The following is an 18,997-nucleotide window of genomic DNA, read 5'->3' as shown; positions in this document are numbered from 1 at the left end:
AGACCTTAGGACCCGCCCCGATATGAGCATAAAAGTGGGATGATAATCCCACGATATGCGAATAGAGGGGAGGATTGTGAGAGTACGTAGCACGGAACAATCCGTAGGCATCAAAGCCAAGGTCAAAAGGCCCCAATCTTCGGCTGATACTTCATACTCGATACATTATATACGGTAATAAACGCCTTGGGGTCCAGTTCATTGATGAATTTCATTAATTTCTGGTACTCACTTTTGTCCACAATGGTAATGATCTCGTTGTGTTTTTCAAAATGATAGGCACCGGTGGCTTCATAGATCGTGGCACCGCTGTGCAGGTCTCTTGTAATAAACTGACGCAGTTCTTCCTCTTTCTTCGTGATAATGCAGACACGCCGCTTGATATTATTGTTAAAAATAAAATGATCCAGAATGATTCCGTTGAAATAGGTACCCAGAATACTCAGCACCACTGTCTTCTTATCATATACCAACGCTGCGGACAACGCCACACACATCCCGGACAGGGACATGGCCTTGCCCAGTTCCATATGCAGATATTTGTTCATGATCTTCGCCACAATATCCAATCCTCCGGAAGACGCATTCCGGTTAAACAGAATGCTCAGTCCCACGCTGACCACCAGAATATAGCAGAGCACGTCCAACTCCTGACTGTCTGTCAGGGATCCGAAATTCGGAAACAGCATCTCGAAAAGTCCTAAGAATACCGGCAGCATCACACTGGTGTACACCGTCTTTACCCCGAATTCTTTCCCGCAGGTGGCAAAGCCGATGAGCAGAAGCACTACATTCATGATCATCGTAATGACCGACAGTGGAAGTGGTATAAAGTTAGACAGCACAATGCCGAGACCGGAAATACTGCTGACCGACGCATGACTCGGCACCAGGAAAAAGTAGACTGCTGCCGCGATGATGGCTACCGCCACAGTCAGGATCCCTGTCTCTTTCAGAATTCCTGCATAATTTATTTTTTTCTTCATGATAATATTTTCTCCAGTGATATATTTTAATTTGTTTCTATACTTTTCTCATCTTATCACACCTCATCTTTTTTGCAAATGAAAAGCATCACTCCCGCATATGCCCGAATGGCCTCTTCTGCATTACAGCTTAAAGTACTATTACAGCGGCTTCAAGTCCCTCTATTTTTCCATCAAAGGGTTTCTCTCTAAGTAAATCATATTTTTGTGCATACTCATGAAACACTCTTGCGCTGCTGCTGCAGTTGAAGATCAAAGCAAGTGTCTCTTCGTCATTTTTTCTGGTCAGGACGATCGTCTCTTCCCCGTCCCTTGCAGCTATTTCCAACGGTTCACCCTCTACGATACATGCATGGTTTTTTCGCACCTTCAGCAGCTGCTTGTACCATTCAAACATCTCTTTATCCTGGTATTCTTCATCCCAGTACATGCCACGTCTGCAATCCGGATCATTTGCTCCGGGCATCGCAAATTCATCTCCGTAATAAATCATAGGCATTCCCGGTAATAACAATTGAAAAGCTGCTGCCAGATGCTGCTTTTTCTTATTATCCTTACATAGATGTAAAAATCTTGCCGTATCATGGCTGTCGATCAGATTCCACATTAAAGGATAGCATTTTTTGTTTAAGCGCCCCTTCAAATATCCAAGATTCTGTATAAACTGGCTGACATTGATTTTTTCATCTGCAAGCAGATCTATGAGATTCAGGTAAAACGGATAATTCATGACCGTATCCCATTCATCTCCCTCAAGAAAATCTCCTGCATAATGCCAGATTTCCCCAATGATCAGCAGATTCTTTTTTACTGTCTTAACAGCCTTTCTAAAACGCTTCCAGAAAAAATGACTGATTTCGTCACCAACATCCATTCTCCATCCATCGATATCACATTCCTTAATCCAATAACATGCAACATCTGTAACGAATTTTTCAACCTCCGGATTTTTCAGATTTAACTTAGGCATTCCGCCATAATATCCAAAACATTTGTAGTGAGGAACTTCTCCCTTTTCACCCTTCAGCGGAAATCTCTCGATAAAATACCAGTCCAGATATCTGGATTTTTCTTCTTTTTCCATGATATCCTTAAATGCAAAAAAATCCCTTCCTGTATGGTTGAATACTGCATCCATCACTACTTTCATTCCATACGCATGCGCTTTTTGCACCAGTTTCTTAAGATCCTCTGTTGTTCCGAAGGAAGGATCTATCTGATAATAATCAGTGGTATCATATTTATGGCTGGAATCCGATTTAAAAATAGGTGTTAAATACACAACATCTATTCCCAGCTTCTGAATATCATCCAAATGATCAATAATTCCTCTGAGATCGCCATGCAGATTATCCTTAGATGTAATGGGTGCTTTATACCACAGTTCCTTGTCTATTGGCTGTGACGCTGCAAAGCGAGATGGAAAAATCTGATACACGACCTTGTTTGCTGCCCACTCCGGCACCTCGAACATTTCTTCCTCACGAAGGTTTTGCGGACAATCGAACATTCTGTCCCTGTTTGTAATACATTCCCTGCTAAACTCATAGTTGCCATAATATACCTTTTCTCCCTGCATATCCGTAAATTTAAAATAATAGCGGAGACATATCAAATGCATCTGAAGCTGTGCTTCATAATAGTCATGAAACTGTGATGTGGCAACCTTCTTCATCGGTATGGTCTTTCGCGTATCCTTCCATTCCAGTGGTATGTACTTATCCTCATAATGAAGAATGATCTCTTTTATATCATCTTTTTTTACCTGCACACGTATCACAAATAAATCCTTATCGATTGCATAGCAGAATCTTTTATCCATATCATGAAGAATTGCTGAATATTCCATAATTTTTTCCTTTCTATAGCTCGAAAAAAGCGTTTTTTCCTTCTTGATTATAATTCCTTTTTATTATGCTGCACAAGTCACAAAACGATAAAAAGGTCACCGTTTCTGCCTGTTCTGTTGGGGCAACGGAGCTGTAATAGATTTTTTCTTCTTCAACTGTAAAAGGTGGGCGCTTACGCTCCCACCTTCACACTTTTATTCAATTACTATGTCAGATACTTATTCTTCTGAACCACTCTTTTTCCTTACATAGAATATGGCTCCAATAACAATCAGCATAATACAGATACGCCCTGATTCTTTCTCATCTTGTCTATATAATTATATTCTGTATCTCCCTCACAGAATACTGCAAACCTCTTCTGGAGGACTCTTGTTTTTCTACTCAAATGCCGTACCTCCCAATATTCCCTTCATATAAAACTCATATATCTTAGTGTTTTCATACCTCACTTCCGGAAAATCTGCTAGAGAATACAATTCTGATGTCAATTCATCTTTACTTTTTGTAATGAAATAAATCTGCTCTTTCATGTATGTCTTCAAATTTAGGTGTAATACATTATGTGTAGAAAATACAAACTGCCCTCTGTGCTCCATACCGTTAATATACGCAATAACACGGTCTGACAAGATTGGATTAAGAACCCGGTCCATCTCATCTGCAAATACCACTTTATTTTCATATACCACGCGAAATATCTGTACAGCCCATGCAAAAAATTCTCTGACACCGGTTGAATCCTGTGATAATTCTCTCTTAAACTGCTTTCCCTGTGCATTCTTACGAATTACCAGAGTTTTAGAATAAGGCTTCTCATCATCCACTTCAATTCCGCAAATGCTGTAATCTACCATCTTAAAAATTTCTACATATCTTGGATCTTTCATAATTTCAAGATCCCGTTCCTGCCTGACAATGCTGTCTATATTGTCAGAGGGGATATTACCCGGATATAGGACATTTAACATCCATTCAACAGTTGCTGACGCATCCTTATTTCCGAGAAGAGCCAGTTTAACTACAAATAATCCGTTACTATTATTGCTATTCTTAAGAGCAGCTGTCACTTCCCTGGCTGTTCCTCTTCGTAATGTATATATATCCTCCTGATCCCGTAAAATATCAAACACTACATGCTCAGCTGATTTCCGCTGGCTGCTTCTGATAAGTTTTTCGCTATAGATTCCTTTTGTATCAACAATAGTTTCATACTCATAAATATAATGATTCCCCGCTAAGAATACTACATTAAATTTCTGTTTGGGATTATTACACTCCATCAAAGTATCTGTGTTAATATATGAATTAACAGACTGCACTTTCATGTTTGTATCAAACAATGATTTCAGATATTTTAATCCATTTATAAAGTTGGACTTACCACCTGCGTTCTCACCTACGATAACTGCTGTTTTCAGCAGGTCATATCCTGTTTCTGTTGTAGTATAGTTATCCGGAAAGCGCTTTTTTACTTTCCCGCCTGGTGCTTCTAATGAAAACTCGCACTCTTCCTTGAACGAACAAAAATTGTCAAACATATATCTTATGAGCATACTTCCACCGCCTTTCAATAATCATTATATACTAAAAAGAGCCTATGTAAACCAGTTTTTTGTTTTACATCGGCTCTTTTTATGGATATCATGTTAAAAAGCGAGCACCAAATATTAAATACATTCTTTTAGCTGTTTTTTGTTGATTTTGCTCTTTTTATTACTCCTATGAAATCATCATTATTTTTCTTCTGAACCACTCTTTTTCCTTACATAGAATACGGCTCCAATAACAATCAGCATAATACAGATACCTATAATAATGATTATCGTATTATTCCATGTATATTTTGAAGTGCTGTCATCTGTCTTAGACGCAGGAATGGTTTCATCAGCTTTGTTGTCTGCCTGACCGTTATCACTCATAATCTTGGTATCAACAACAATCGTGTAATCTGATGCATGGGTAAATACAAGTTCCACATTTCCATCCGGATCAATCTGTCCGGCACTGATAAATTCCAGTTCTCCGGTCTGTTCATTGTAGTAGAACAGGTTCGCATACAGTCCTGCATTCTTTGATTCCATGTTGACGGTCAGTGTGGCTGTAAATCCAAACTCTCCGTCATAAGCAAGAGTCAGATTCAAGGAAGAATGTTCCCCGGTCACGTTATTGATCACATCCACAGGAATGGATTTTCCGGCGTCGGCTCCGACTGTCACATCAAAATCAATATCTCCAGCTGCATCAGTAATATCCTTTCCAAAAATCTTCCAGGAAAGACCATTTCCCATATCCAGAACAAGTGTTGTATCCTTGCCCTTGATACTGTCAATTACATCCTTCGGTACTACAGTCGTTCCGTTCATGGCAACTGTTACCGTATCGCCTGACTTAGCTTCTTCAAGCTGTGGCTTGATAACATCCCAGCCTTCCTTGCCGCTGTCGTCCTTGATGTATGGCTTAATTGAAGTGCCGTTGTCCTTACCATTATCCGTATCAGGCTGTGGCTTCTGATTCTGATTACCATTGTCTGTGCCAGTCTGCGGTTTCCGGTTCTGACTGCCATTATCCTTGCTGCTGTCATCGGACTTGATCTTAGCGATCGGCTGTGTGTAACTGTGTCCGCACTTGGAGCAGGTATAGGTCATGATGCCTTCCTCTGTTGTCGTTGCAGCCTTCGTCACCTTTGATACATAGCTGTGTCCTGTTGCCGGAATATTCTCCGTGTAGCTGTCTCCACAGGAACAGGTGTATGTCCTTACCCCTGCCTCTGTACAGGTTGCCTCCTTCGTAATGCTTCCCGTATAGTTGTGAGTGTGCTGTTCCTCCGGCAGCTTCGCAATGCTCTCTGTGTAGCTACTGCTGCATCTGGTGCAGGTGTAGGTTCTGACTCCTTCCTCGGTTGTCGTCGGCTGCTTTGTTACGGTTGCTTTATAATCATGTCCCAATGCTGCCAGCTCTTTTCCGGTACTCATAAGTTTATCGCAGTCCGTACAATAGGTATCTCCTGCGTATCCGGTCTGCGTGCAGGTCGCTTCCCGCTGATTCCGTATTTCAGTGTGCGTGTGATCACATTCTCTTCTTGTAATCGTAATGCTTACACTTTCTGTCTCATAATTTCCCTTGTCAGCTCCTATATAAACCGCAGTCGCCGTCACAGCCACACCATCTGCAAGCACCGTGTCCTTATCTGCCTCCTGCCAGCTCCATCCTTCCTGAAGTGTAATATTGCCAACCTTCTTTGTGCTGTGTGCCGGTGTCATTGCAGCTTCCGGCATGTTTGGAGCTTTCGCTGCCTTATTGACCGTAACTGTTATTGTTCTAGTTACTGTATTGTAGTTGTTTGTGTCATCAGGTGTAAATACTGCCTGATAGCCTTTGTTGTTTACAGTCGGAATGATGTTCGTTCCTGTAAAGCTCCATGTTCCGGCAAGTGAATTGCCATCTGCCCCTGTCACACTTCCGCCTGTTATATCTGAACCGGTAAGCGCAGCATCCGGATTGTATCCACGCTCTGCAACGGTTGGTACTGTTACAACTATCGGAGTTGCCTTGGCTACTGTGATGGCTGCTGTTCCGGTAAGTTCCGCGTAATACGTACTGTCTGCCGGCTTGAATACCCAGCCCGCCTGTGTGGTTCCGGCTGCCGGTATCTCGTCCGGATTGCTCCATGAAAGAATACCTTCTATCACATCATCTGTACCGGCTTCCACAAAAACGGTATTTCCAAGTGTCAGCTTTGAAACCTTTTCCCCATAGGTCAGCGCATTGCTTCCATCTACAGATACGGTGTTTCCGCTCTTAATCTCTACCGTCTTCTTATCTGTAATACTAATCGTCAGCGTGTATCCAGCATTCGCATAGTTCTCCATCGAAGCTGTTACCGTGATAATTGCTGTCTTTCCAACCTTGGACGCATCTACCTGATTTACTTTATAGGTCAGATTTCCGGCTGTATCGACTGTTACCTCACTTAAAAGCTTCTCTGTATCTGTCTTTGCAACCGCATATGCTGTAGTTCCCCTATCCGTCGGAAGCTTTCCTGCAATATTCACACCGATTGCCTTACCGTCTGAACCGGAAGCATACGCATAGGTCTTATTTTCCGTGATGCTGGAAACGGTGAGTGGGCGTTTGGTAATATTTACCCAGGCGGAGCCGGAAGCATCCGCATAGCCGAACTGGGAGACCTTATAAAATACGATCTTTGGACCATTCGTGAAGTTGGTGTAGGTCAGGCTGTCCTGTGTGCAGCTATCTGCGCTTTCGCCGTATTTTACGGTTGCGCCACTGGGCACGCCGGTGAGGGTGATTCCGTGCGCCTTACCGTCATACACACCATCATAAGCCTCAGGCGAAATGCCGCTGAAGTTCTTCTGCGTGAGTTTGACCTTGATCTGCGCCGTCACAGGCATGCCGGGCTGCTCCACCTCGTTAGCAATCGAAGTAAGATCTAATGTTCCGGTGAGCGTCTGCTCCTCCAGCGTATTCGGATTATAACCGCTCCATGTGACGGGGATCTTATCAAATGTTTTGCCGTCCTCCGTGGTGATCGTCACGGTTTCGGGTAGTCCCAGCTCTTCCAGCGCCGTTCCGTAGGGCTTGTCCGTAATGCCAGTCAGCGTATGGCAGCTCTTTACCGTACGCTTGACAACCGTTACGTTATAGTCCTGAGTCAGCTCCTTGTAATTATTGGTATCTGTGGGAGTAAACACAATCGTGGTGGTCTTGCTGCCTGCGCTGTCCCAAGATTTCGCAGCACCTGCCTTGAAAGCGAAGGTGCCTTCGCCGCTGCCGCCGGTGAGGGTCGCTTCACTGTTGACATAAACCGATGCAGAAAGCGTCGGCCATTCGGTCACCACCGGATTAGCCTTCTGAATGGTATACTCCACGCTGGCAGTGGCAGCCTTGTTACCCTCGCCCACCGTGATGCTGGCGGTGTACTCGCCCGCGTCGGTGGGGAGCGCGCCGTTTTCCAACATCTGTTGACCATACGTGCCCGTCTTTATGTAGCTGATGGTGATCCCACTCGCCGCCGGACCCTGCCAATCGCTGCTTGCAGTCACCGTGGCGGGTTTGCCTTCCCCGCTGTAGGTCAGCTCGGCGGGGGCCGCAATGGTCACGCTGCCGCCGTTTCCGTCGGTCAGATAGCAGCCCTCTGCCGTACACTTCGCGGTGATGGTCGCGCCGCTTGCCGTGTACGTCCAGCTATGCTGATGCTGGGTCACGGTGAACGGCTCGCTGTAGCAATTGTAGCCGTTGCTGCACTGGACGTAAATGTGGTACTGATAGCTCTTGTCTACGGGCAGCCCGGAGATTGTGAGCGTCTTGCTCTTCTCGCCGGTATGCGTTGCAGTATTAACTTTTTTGAAACTCGTGGTCCAGTCGTTTTCTGATTCGTTAAACAGCTCCCACCAGTAGTAGTAGGTGACGTTCTCCGTTTCGGGCTCGGACGCGATTACCGCAGTCAGCGTGATATTGCCGTCCGTCGCAAACGCCGAGCTTCCGGTGTAGTTCGTATCGCTATTCGGATAGATCTTTTCGACCGCGAAGGGGGCTTTTTCAACGGTGACTTTTGACGGGATTGAATTGGCGTTGGGGAGCCATTCATTATCCGTTGTTTTTTTGTAAGCGTACCCCTTCGCCAGCAGCGCGTAGGGCTTGACATAGCCGGCATCGCTCGTGATCGCGCCGTAGCTGCCGCCGCTGAGGCTGGCGCTGCTGCCGTCGTCCTTTACAGCCACACGGCTGAAGGTGCCGTTGCTCAGCGAAAGCTTTCCGCCGTTCTTCGCCGTGACAATGGCGAGCTTCGTATCCTTGTCCTTGACGGTCAATTCCGCGTCTTTGCCGTCCACCGTCACATAGAAGCCTCCGTTGCTGCCCGTGACCGTCAGAGAAATGCCCTTGGCGATGAGGTCCACACCATCGACCGTTTTCCCGCCGGTCGCCAGCGTCACCGGCCCGCGGGTCAGCTCATAGGTGGTCCGCTTCCCGTTGACAGTGTCATCCACATTCTGATACAGCGTGATGGTCTTTGCACCGTCCGCCGCGTTCGCCGCCTCAATGGCAGTGGCAAAGGCCGTGTACCAGCTCGTCTTGTCGCCGATGGTCAGCGACGCCGCCATCTGCTTCTTACAGACACTGCAAATGCCCTTGCCGTCCGTGCCGCCGTTGTGCGTATGCGACACGACCTTGACATTTTCCAGCGTATTCACTCTATCATTGGTCACAGCCTGATTATCACTTGCTCCGTAATACGCCGCGCCCTCCGCCAGCAGGTCGGCGAGTTTGCGGTCGCCGTTGGTTTTGATCATCGTAAATGTGCCGCCGGAGAGCTTGACTTTGGTGGTGTAAAAATCCGCGAAGGTAAACGTGCCGCCGGTGATCGTCCCCGTGACATTGTAGTCAAACGTAACGCCGCCATATTTCTTTTCATTATTAAAGCTGCCGCCGCTGATGTTCGCGATGCTGCTGCCGTTGAATTTGACATTACCAGTGAAGGTACCGCCCTTGGCGTTCAGCGTACCGTTCACCTCGACGGAGGCGTCGGTAAATGTGACGCCCTCCTTCACCGTCGCCGTGCCGTCGATGGTCGCACCTTTATAGCTGCCGCTGGCAAAGGTCACGTCCGCGTTTTTAGCGACCGTCACATTCTTGGCGGTGTGCGTTCCGCCCTTCAGCGTCAGCGTGCCGGTCAGCGGCATGGAGGTGCCGAAAGCATACATATCCCGCAGCAGGGTCAGCGTCGGCTCGGTGCAGCCCTTATTGCTCCAGCCGTTCAAGGTCTGGATGGCCTCTACATAGCCGTGTTCCAGCGCACTGTCTTCCGTGAAGTAGGCAGTCTTGGTCGTGCCGTCGGTGCTCTGGGCGGTAATTTTCGTATACAGGTCCTTGTGGCACACAGAGCACACGGGGTTGCTGTCATCGGCGCACTGATGGACGCACTCCGGGAACTGCACCTTGTACGTTGTATAGCCGGTCAAGTCCACAATTTTAGCGCTCTTATCAACGATGCTCCATGTACCGTCCTTTTCGCCGTACAGCTCGCACTTTGCATGGTTGGTTTTCAGCAGGTCTTGAACGGTGAGGCTCTTGCTCTTCGTGCTGTCCGTGATCTTGCCGATGGTGCAGGCGTTTGTATTGCCATTCCACAGCTTCAGATTGTAGCCCGTACTTGTGGAGCCAGCCGCAGCATTGCTTAATACCAACTCGCCGATTTCGCCGCCAAAGCGCTCCAATGCGCCGCCGGCCTGCAGCTCCACGCGCGAAATCTTGCCGGTGTAGGAGTCGCCGACTGCAAGCGTTCCGTTGGAGGAAACGTAAAACGTGACATCGAGCGCCTGCGTTCCGCCGCCTGTTCCGGAATCCTTGACCGTCAGAGTCCTGGGTTTGTTCCCACCTCCGACGCTAATGTAATAACGCTCGCTGCTGACAGTTTTGCCATTCAGATCCAGCGTCGCTGAGTAGGTGTAAGAAGAAGAGCAATTTCCTGCGAGTGTCACATCCCGCAGCAGCGTCACGGTGTTGCCTCTGGCTGCATCAAACGCCTTCGTCAGCGTCTGATAATAGGCGCTATCGCCCACGCGCGCGTCGAATTGCGTATGGCACTTCTTGCAGGTGTAGCCGGTATCGTCCATCTCGTGCGTGCAGGGCACAAGATAGACCTTGCCGTCATCGCCCAGGCTGGTCACGCAGTCGGCGGCGTCCGCCTTGAAGTTCTCGGCGCTGAGCGTCACGCCGCTTGCCGGTTCGGCGATGGCCCCAAGATTTATGCCTTCACGCACGCCCACACGGATGACCGAATCCTCTCTCAATGCGCCTGATACAAGAATGGGCAGCTTCCAAGCTTCATTGGCGTAATAACCGGCCTTCACCGAGCCGGAAATAGTGAGCTCAGGAGTGTTGCTTTCCCTTCCGTCGTAGTAAACGTCATATTGAGAGTTGTCGGTAACGGTAGCATCGGTGAGGGTAATAGCGCCCTTTCCATAGATGCCGCCGCCCTCAAAGGTACTGTTGTTTCCGGTGATCGTCACATTCTCGACGGTTACCCCTCTCTCCGAATAAATGCCGCCCCCGTGGCCATAACTTGTATTCCCCGTGGCGGACGCCTTGTTGCCGGTGATCGTGGCGTTGGAGATCGAAACTGTGCCGGCGTTAAAGTGGATATAGATCCCGCCGCCGTTGCCGGCGGTCGCCTTGTTGCCGGTGATGGCTCCGCCGTCCATGGTGAAGCTGCACTTCTCACCCACATATACGCCGCCGCCACCGCCGTCAGACGCACCCGCAGTGTTATCGGAAATGGTTCCGCCATGCATGGTGAATCTTGGCGGGTCGGTCTGATTCGTCGTGCCGACAAGGAACACACCGCCGCCGCCGCTGCCTGCTTTATTACCGGTAATCTCTCCACCATACATGGTAAAGGACGAGCCGGTCTGATAGGCGCTGCCCTTTATACCGACCTGCACGCCGCCGGTGATCGTGCCGCTGTACAGTTCAAATTTGCCGCCGTTGACGGTCACTTCGCCTTGAACCCTGCCGCTGCCGATGGTGATTTTGCCGTTGATCGTCTGCCCGTTCAGGCAGAGGTTGACCTCGCCTTCTGGCACAGCCCAGCTCCCCGACACAGACCGCGTCAGATAATAGCTGCCCGCAGAATTAGGCAGGGAATCGGCTGCCGTCCATGCTGTGCTGTTGTTATGGGTATGACCGTTGTACCGCTGTCCTTGCCGCAGACACAGTGGGTATGCTCGCCGGACTGTGCGTCCGCCAACAGCGCGGTCTGGCTGTTGAACCAGCCGAGCAGCGCCTCGAAGTCTGCGCCGGTGATCTGCGCCTGCTGCTCTGCGTTCAGTGCTTCATAAGCATCATACGCCGCCTGAATGTCGTCATAAGCTGCGTCCAGCTCGTCGGCGGTCATGCCGTCCAACTCACTCACGATGGGCAGCGCATCGATCATCGTCTGCACAGCGGATACCGCCGCGTCCGCATTGTTCCCGGCGTTTTCATCCTCGCCGCTCTCCGGCGTATCCTCCGCCGCTCGCACGGGTGCGGGCAGGAGCGTCAGACACAGCGCCAGCGCCATGAACATACTCAATACTCGTTTTTTCATAAGATTCTCCTTTAGGATATATGTATAAGGTTTATATTCAGCCCGTTCAAGCACAGGCTCAGCTTTTATAGATCATCCGGAATGAGCCACAGCTTTTTTGCGGCTGTCCTGGCTTCCGCCCGGCGCTTCACGTCCAGCTTGTCGAGAATGTGGCTGACGTGGGTCTTCACCGTGGGCAGCTTCACGTCCATGATCTGCGCAATCTCGGCGTTGGACTTGTCCGCGCAGATGAGATGCAGAATTTGTAGCTCCGTGGGCGTCAGCTCCTCGCCGGGGGCAAGGCGGGGTTCGAGGAAATGCGGGTAGAACGCCGCCTGCATCCGCACCGCCGCCATTAACTGCTTATACCACTTTTTGTCGCCATCCCATTCCAGTGCCCCCAGCAGCGGCAGCACTGCCGTGCCGTATACGCTGACGGTGCGGATGAATCGGTACTCTGCCGCCGCGCCCAGCGCCGCCGTCAATCGCTCGCGCCACCGCTCATCCTTCTTGCGGCGCAGGGCGATGGCAGTCAGGACATTCAGGTGAATGCCGTCGATGATGCGGGCGCAGTTTTGAATGTACGGCTCCATGGGTGAGAGCGTCAGCAAAGCGGCGTCCGGGCGGTTCTGCATAATTTCCACCATTGCCTGCGTGAGATACTGGTAGCGCCGCATGACATTCAGGTGCGTTGGTTCGCAAGGGGCTTTTTCCCGGTACCACGCATCCGCCGCATCAAGGTCGCCGGTGTGCATGTCAATACGGCAGAGCATGGCGTCCATATTGGGCAGAAAGCGAGTCAAACCGCGCTCGACAAAGCATTCATGGAGCACCTCGATGGTGCGCCGCGCGTCGGTGGGCTGCCCGTTTGCCAGCTGGCTGCGGGCCAGCAATCCGCTGACGGCGAACTCCATGTCCGACGTGCCGTGGTTGCGGACCTCGTTCATCTGCGGGAGAAGGGACAGCATCCGGCCGGCGACGTCCTCGCCCTTTTCAAACTTGCTCTCGGCAATGGCGCAGTCGGCAAGACACACACTGTCCCGCCCCAGTACTGCCTCCACGGGGAGACGGAGGGTTTTGTAGAGCAGGTCGTCCTTTTTGCTCCATTCGGAAAAGTCCTTGCCACCGTTCATGATGCTCGGCAGCGCGCTCGTGACGGAGAAGGACGGCAGCGCCACCTCTTTGTTCGTCAGAAGCCGGAACACGGCGGGGATGGTTTCCGTCAGACCCTTCACGCCCCGCTGGGGCAGGGAGATGTCCAGCCATGCAAGGCGGCCGCGCGCCTGCTTTCCGGCGGCGTCCTGCCTGCCGCAGTGTTCGACAAACTTTTGCAGTTCGCCATACCAGCGCTCCGAGCCTTCGTAATCCATGACCAGCGCGCAGAGCATGCTCATGCCCTGCATCAGAGAGGGGGATGCGAGAATTTCCGCCTCCGGCAGGCTGCGGTAGTATTTTTCCATCTCGGCATAGTGCCCCATGCCGGGGTGAAGTTCTGCATTACGCACTAGCAGCTCGGAAACCTTGGAATGGTCACCGCCGCTGGTGTAGCATTCCAGGGCGTGGGCGTAGTCTTCCTTCAGCTCATAGTACAGCCCGCCCCGGCCGATGAGCGCTTTGCGCTTTTCCTCGGTATACTCCCGTTCCATCTCCCAAAGGAGAAAAGCCCGGAAACCCGACCAGAAGTGGAAGCGCTGGCAGTCGTCGTAGCGCAGCATAGTAGTGTATCGAAAAATCCAGTCCAGCCGTTCGCCGGCACGGGGATCACCGCTGACCATCCGCGCCATTTCCAGGTCAAAACTTTCAAAGGGGGCTAGCTCCAACAAGAAGCGCCGCACCGGCAGGTCAAAGCGCCGGTAGATGGCGGTCTCAAAGTAGAGGAACACCTCGTAGAACACCCGCGCCACCAGCTCCGGCGTCCACGGCTTGTCCGGGGACATGCACCGCGCCGTGATGGCCACACCCAACGGATAGCCCACGGATTCTTTCAAAATTCCATCAATCTCGCTATCTGTTACGTTTACTCCCGAAAGCTGAAACAGCCGCCGCACATCGCCCTCATCAAAAAGCAGGTCGTCGGCCTCCAGCACTGTCATCAGCCCCGTATACTGAAACGCCGTCAGGCAGCCGGGCGGCACACCGCGCGAGAGCAGCACAAAACGGCGCTCCGGACTTGAGCGAATCAGTTCGCAAAGAGCCTGCTGCCCGGCTTCCTCCTGCATGAACTGAAGATCGTCAATCAGCAGAATGTCCCAATCCTGCGCTGACGGTGGGATTGCGCAGTCTGGGTCTGCTGCACTTTGCCGCAGCACGTTCCGACCGCGCAGCAGTGCGTCCGCCAGTACTGTCTTTCCAAAGCCGCAGGGTGCGCTGAAAAAAAGGACTCTGCCATGCGCCATGAAGCTGTCAAACCGTTTCTGAACGGAGGTCTTTATGATAATATTTTTGGTCATTTCTTTCCTCCCTTTGATACAGAGCGAGATTGCCATAAGTCTTTCGTAATCTGTCTCGAATTATATTATACGAGTCTGTTTCGAAATGTAAATCATCCCAAAGGATGAGACACGCTGCATAGCAAACTGCTATGCAGATCATTTTTGTTTGATTTTGATAGCATAGATGCAAATAAGCAGCCACACACCGAAGTGCATGACTGCTATGTAAAAAGTTCGGAAAGGATTTTTGCAATCTGACACAGTTTCCTGGCCCTGAATCTCCATCAACATAAAAATATCTCCATCATTTCAAAAGAGAATGACGGAGATATTTCGCCTTGTTTATTCTTGTAGCAGCCAATCGGCTATATCATGGATTTCGATTCCTTCATAGCTATATTTTGGATGTTTGGTTCTGGCAATAATCATTTTCGGATAAGCATCTCGGATCTGAAGCAGAGGAGAGCATTCTCTCTCAAATGTTTCCTGCCCGGAAATGTTGTCGCTGACCTGAATATAAATCTTCTCGCTGCCTCTCTGAGCAACAAAGTCGATCTCCTTTTGATAGAGCTTGCCGACATAGACATCATATCCACGGCGAAGAAGCTCGATGCAAACGATGTTTTCATATACTCTGCCGTAATCCATATTTCTGCTTCCCAGTATTGCATATCGAATACCACTGTCACAAAGATAGAACTTTTCAGAGCTTTCAAGGTATTTCTTGCCTCGGATGTCGTATCTCTTAATATCATAAAATACAAAAGCATTGCACAAATACTTAATGTACTTGCCGACGGTTACGTGATTGGTCGGAGTCTCATTTGCTGTCAGCAGCTGACTGACCTTATTCGGAGAAGTCAGGTTGCTGATATTATCCATAAGGAACTCACTCAGACGCTGTAAAACCAAAGTGTCCGGGAGCGCATATTTCTGCACCAAATCCCTTGTAACAATCGTTTCGTAGACCTCTTTGATATAGTTTGTTCTGTCTTTTTCGGTTCTGTAAGCGTAAGAACCTGCTAAACCGCCCTTGATAGCGTAATCATCAAAGAGCTTATCTTTATCACTAACATCATCATAATATTGGCAATATTCCCGGAAGCTGAAAGGAAACACATGAATTTCAATATAGCGTCCGGTAAACAGAGTTGCCAGATCCGCACTCAACAGGAAAGCGTTGGAGCCGGTTACATAGATGTCGTATTTTCCCTTAGAGTACAGGCTGTTGATTGCCAACTCAAACTTGGGACACATCTGAACCTCGTCTACAAACAGGTAGTTCGTTTTACTTTCCTGATAATGTTCTTCCACATAAGCGTGTAAGGCATGGTATTCCTTGATTTCTTCATACGCCAAATCCATGAAGTCAATGAAGATAATATTGATATTTTCAAAATGGCTTTTCAGATACTCAATATACGCCTGCATCAGCTTGGACTTACCGGATCGACGAATGCCCGTGATAATCTTGATGTCAGGAGTACCATTCAGTTCAATGATTCTGTCGAGATACTTTGCTCTTGTAATTGTTTTCATATCGTCACCCGCTTTCAAAAGTCGAATATTTTTCATTTTTTGAAACTGCTTCGATGTATTTATTATACTGTCTGCTAATAGTATGTGCAAGACGTCGCTTTCAAAAACTCAATCAGAGTACTCAGACATTCTTTGCCATTGTTTTCTCCTTCTCTGTTCTGAATTGCCATGTGTATCATCCTCTCAAATGACTCGCTGAAATGTTCATCATCTTCTGGCGTCCGTTTCTTTGGCCCTTTTATATGATTTTTTCCAGAAGCCACAATTTTAAATTTTTTCTTAATTTGTGGCGTTATGATAAATTAATATCCTTCTTACCCAAAAGAAAATCAACAATATTGATATGTGCAATTCCATTTCTTGAATAATCAAATCTATCTAATGAAAACACATATTTCGGTGATGCATCACTAATTGGCTTAAAAGCACCAAACTCTCTTTCAATCGTTTCCTTGCCAGCCAAATAATATGCCACCTGAATAAAACATTTCTTTCTTCCATTTATTGCAACAAAATCAATTTCACCCTTATATGTTTTTCCTGTAAAGACTTCATAATCTCTTGCTTTTAGCTCGTTATAAATTATATTTTCAAGAAAAAAGGTATCCTCAAAATTTATTAAGTTTGTATTTATCATGCGAAAACCAGTATCTACCGCATATTGCTTCTCTATATACGACATTGCCTGTTTTCCTACAATATTAAATCTTTTTACACGATCAATCAGACAAGCCTTTTCCATTTTATCAAGATATCTGTATATCGTCTTTTTATCCAAAGTATCTGCATTTTGATGTATAAAATAGTTCTCTATGTTTTTACTGGAAAAATCCTTTCCTGCATTTGCCATAATATATGTTGCTACTCTTTCAAAGTTTTGTCTATTAACCTTTGATCTGTCAGTAATAATATCCTTATCTAAGATACCTTCATATGTCTGCTCCAAATATCTCTTAATATCACTTTCTTTTGTAAACGAAAAACGCAAAGGGAAGCCACCCCAATTGATATAATCAATCATAAACTCATCCGGAGACATATTTCTTCCTATAGCTGTAGCATATTCGTAGCTTTCGGCAAAGGAAAATGGCATTATTCTAAATTCAACACATCTTCCAACCAACAATGTTGCCATCTTGCCGGATAGCAATTTCGAATTACTTCCAGTAATAAAAATTGAGCAATTTAATGTTGCCCGAAAGGAAGCTAAAACCTTTTCAAAGCTCCTGACATGCTGAATCTCATCTAAAAAAATCAAGTATTTGTCATGATCCTTGATTTGCTCATTCACATAGGAATTAAGTTTTTCTGCAGTTCTTATTTTTTCAAATTGCAAATCTTCAAAATTAATGGTAATAATATGCGCTCTATCAAACCCATTTTCAATAAATTCTTCTTTAATCTGCTCTAACAATATAGATTTTCCACATCTTCTAACACCTGTCAGAACCTTAATTAAATCCACATCATAAAATGGTCTTATTTTGCTTAGATATCTTTCACGCTTTATATACATAACATCATCTCCAAATCAAAATATATATTTATTATGCCACAAATCAAGATTTTTTCAAGATTTGTGGCACATATTTAGAAAATTTCCATTTCAATTTCTACCACTTTTTCATCCGTAACTCGTTCGTCTGTTTTTTTCTGCCATAGGCATTCTCTCCTTTTCCCTGAACTCACTCGCGTTACACGCTCGTTGTCGCGGCATTCGGTGCTCGTAAGCACCTATAAATAAAAAAAAGCAACAATGAATTGTGGTCATCATTGTTGCAAAATTTGACTGTTCCCAGGGGGAATCGAACCCTCAACTAGTGCTTAGGAGCTCGAGTCCACACTGGGAACAGCGATTATTTTAAGTAAATATGAGTCAAGGAAAGCCTTGATTTTCCTGACTATTTTGTAAATCTCTGTCAAAATAAGAAAACGGAAAATCACCTGAGAAAAATGGTTTTCGCTGTCAAATCGCTGACATTGTCACCCTGAGGGTTCAGCCATTCCGTTCCAATGATTTTTTCATAAATATGGCTACCATTCCATCTGTAGCAGTAATGATAACACTGTTTTCTTATTAGATTATCTATATTATAGCGTGTAGAGCAAGGGATGTCGATGTTTTTTGACCAAATTATTTTGGCAACCTATTAAATGTAGGGACAGCAAAAACCACGGCTGCTCTGTACGGGGCGGCCGCCGTTTTCCCTATATCATACGCTGCTTTTCAGTACCGCAAGGATGGGTGTCCTGTTATCGTCGTATTCTGATTTCTTTTAGGGCATTTCAGGACTATCCACAAGGGATACGCTGAACTCCTGTGCGGTTGCGCCCTCCGGCAGCAGCTTTGCCATGACCACCAGCCGCTGATTGCCGCTGTTAGCCTTGTCATACTTCCGGCAGCAGGTGGAGAGGGTCAGAACAGTATCTTCCTCGGAGAAAGTCACGCCATCAAAGTCAAGCCAGTTTTTCCGCGCGATTGTCTCAAAGAAGCTGGTCAGATCATCTCCCGTGGGATCAGGCTCAATATAGTCAAAGCCAATATCCGTGACGAACAGCGCGGTGATCTGGAAAATCATGTCCTCACCATCCACAGAGAGATAGATATACGGATGCTCCTTTACAAAGTCTACGTCCATATAACGGTAGAGCTTGGTGAACCGCACACCGTCCGGGTCGCAGTTGCTGGCGGAGTGGCCGAAAATGGTGGTGTTTTTGTCCAGCTTATCCCTGCCGCCGATTTTGTTTTCACAATGGGCATAATAGCAGCCCCACATGGCGTACTCACCGTTTTCATCCAGCTTTAGGTAATAGCCGTTGTCCTCCGCCTGCATCACAGGGTCGTCCACCTCCGCACCGGGGATATACAGCCATGCCACGGTGTCGGGATTCTTCGCTCTGGCTTCCGCCAACTCTGTCTGCCTGTCCACCGAGGGGATAACTTCACCCGCGAGAGGCGCTGATGGCTGAGGCGCAGATGTGCCGGGAATGTCGATAGGCTCTGTCTCTCTCTGATAGCAGCCCCTGACTGCCGTGGTCATAGCAACGAGAAGGACAACTATGCAGATGATCGGACGAATGATTCTTGTGATTCTTTTCATA

Annotated in this window: 9 protein-coding genes and 1 pseudogene; all 10 read right to left on the bottom strand. The window is 47.7% G+C overall.

Annotation, left to right across the window (positions count from 1 at the left end):
• Window positions 1–122: 122 nt before the first annotated feature.
• The 10 genes and pseudogenes from DW835_RS05055 to DW835_RS05010 all read right to left on the bottom strand — a co-directional run bounded on the left by DW835_RS05055 (window position 123) and on the right by DW835_RS05010 (window position 18,996).
• On the bottom strand, window positions 123–986 hold the full coding sequence (locus DW835_RS05055) for a YitT family protein (protein ID WP_118503071.1): 864 nt from the start codon (window positions 984–986) through the stop codon (window positions 123–125).
• A 130-nt stretch (window positions 987–1,116) separates the two neighbouring features.
• Window positions 1,117–2,835 carry a glycoside hydrolase family 13 protein gene (locus tag DW835_RS05050; RefSeq protein WP_118730789.1) on the bottom strand — a complete coding sequence of 573 codons (1,719 nt, stop codon included), beginning with the start codon at window positions 2,833–2,835 and terminating at the stop codon, window positions 1,117–1,119.
• Window positions 2,836–3,216: 381 nt separating this feature from the next.
• Complete coding sequence (locus DW835_RS05045) at window positions 3,217–4,392, bottom strand: ATP-binding protein (RefSeq protein WP_118669198.1); 1,176 nt, start codon at window positions 4,390–4,392, stop codon at window positions 3,217–3,219.
• 180 nt (window positions 4,393–4,572) lie between these two features.
• A complete protein-coding gene (locus DW835_RS05040; protein WP_118669199.1) occupies window positions 4,573–11,442 on the bottom strand; it encodes a right-handed parallel beta-helix repeat-containing protein in 6,870 nt (2,289 codons plus the stop codon).
• A 26-nt stretch (window positions 11,443–11,468) separates the two neighbouring features.
• Complete coding sequence (locus DW835_RS05035) at window positions 11,469–11,999, bottom strand: hypothetical protein (RefSeq protein WP_147353706.1); 531 nt, start codon at window positions 11,997–11,999, stop codon at window positions 11,469–11,471.
• 11 nt (window positions 12,000–12,010) lie between these two features.
• A complete protein-coding gene (locus tag DW835_RS05030; RefSeq protein ID WP_172594833.1) occupies window positions 12,011–14,374 on the bottom strand; it encodes a LuxR C-terminal-related transcriptional regulator in 2,364 nt (787 codons plus the stop codon).
• 324 nt (window positions 14,375–14,698) lie between these two features.
• Entirely contained in the window at window positions 14,699–15,931 is a 1,233-nt protein-coding gene (locus DW835_RS05025; protein ID WP_118730787.1) for an ATP-binding protein, read from the bottom strand.
• Between the two features lie 38 nt (window positions 15,932–15,969).
• A pseudogene (locus DW835_RS18685) lies at window positions 15,970–16,179 on the bottom strand (hypothetical protein); the annotation flags it as partial.
• Window positions 16,180–16,187: 8 nt separating this feature from the next.
• Complete coding sequence (locus tag DW835_RS05015) at window positions 16,188–17,411, bottom strand: ATP-binding protein (RefSeq protein WP_118730785.1); 1,224 nt, start codon at window positions 17,409–17,411, stop codon at window positions 16,188–16,190.
• Window positions 17,412–18,171: 760 nt separating this feature from the next.
• Complete coding sequence (locus tag DW835_RS05010) at window positions 18,172–18,996, bottom strand: class B sortase (protein WP_172594834.1); 825 nt, start codon at window positions 18,994–18,996, stop codon at window positions 18,172–18,174.
• Window position 18,997 lies beyond the last annotated feature (1 nt).

Origin of the sequence: Clostridium sp. AM34-9AC, assembly GCF_003480225.1 — a bacterium.
In the GTDB taxonomy this organism is placed as follows: Bacteria; Bacillota; Clostridia; order Lachnospirales; family Lachnospiraceae; genus Acetatifactor; species Acetatifactor acetigignens.
This window is presented reverse-complemented; position numbering and strand designations above follow the sequence as displayed.

Coding starts and splice junctions, on each gene's coding strand:
- DW835_RS05055 (WP_118503071.1), bottom strand. CDS start 986: ATGAAGAAAAAAATAAATTATGCAGGAATTCTGAAAGAGACAGGGATC.
- DW835_RS05050 (WP_118730789.1), bottom strand. CDS start 2,835: ATGGAATATTCAGCAATTCTTCATGATATGGATAAAAGATTCTGCTAT.
- DW835_RS05045 (WP_118669198.1), bottom strand. CDS start 4,392: ATGCTCATAAGATATATGTTTGACAATTTTTGTTCGTTCAAGGAAGAG.
- DW835_RS05030 (WP_172594833.1), bottom strand. CDS start 14,374: ATGACCAAAAATATTATCATAAAGACCTCCGTTCAGAAACGGTTTGAC.
- DW835_RS05025 (WP_118730787.1), bottom strand. CDS start 15,931: ATGAAAAATATTCGACTTTTGAAAGCGGGTGACGATATGAAAACAATT.
- DW835_RS05015 (WP_118730785.1), bottom strand. CDS start 17,411: ATGTATATAAAGCGTGAAAGATATCTAAGCAAAATAAGACCATTTTAT.
- DW835_RS05010 (WP_172594834.1), bottom strand. CDS start 18,996: ATGAAAAGAATCACAAGAATCATTCGTCCGATCATCTGCATAGTTGTC.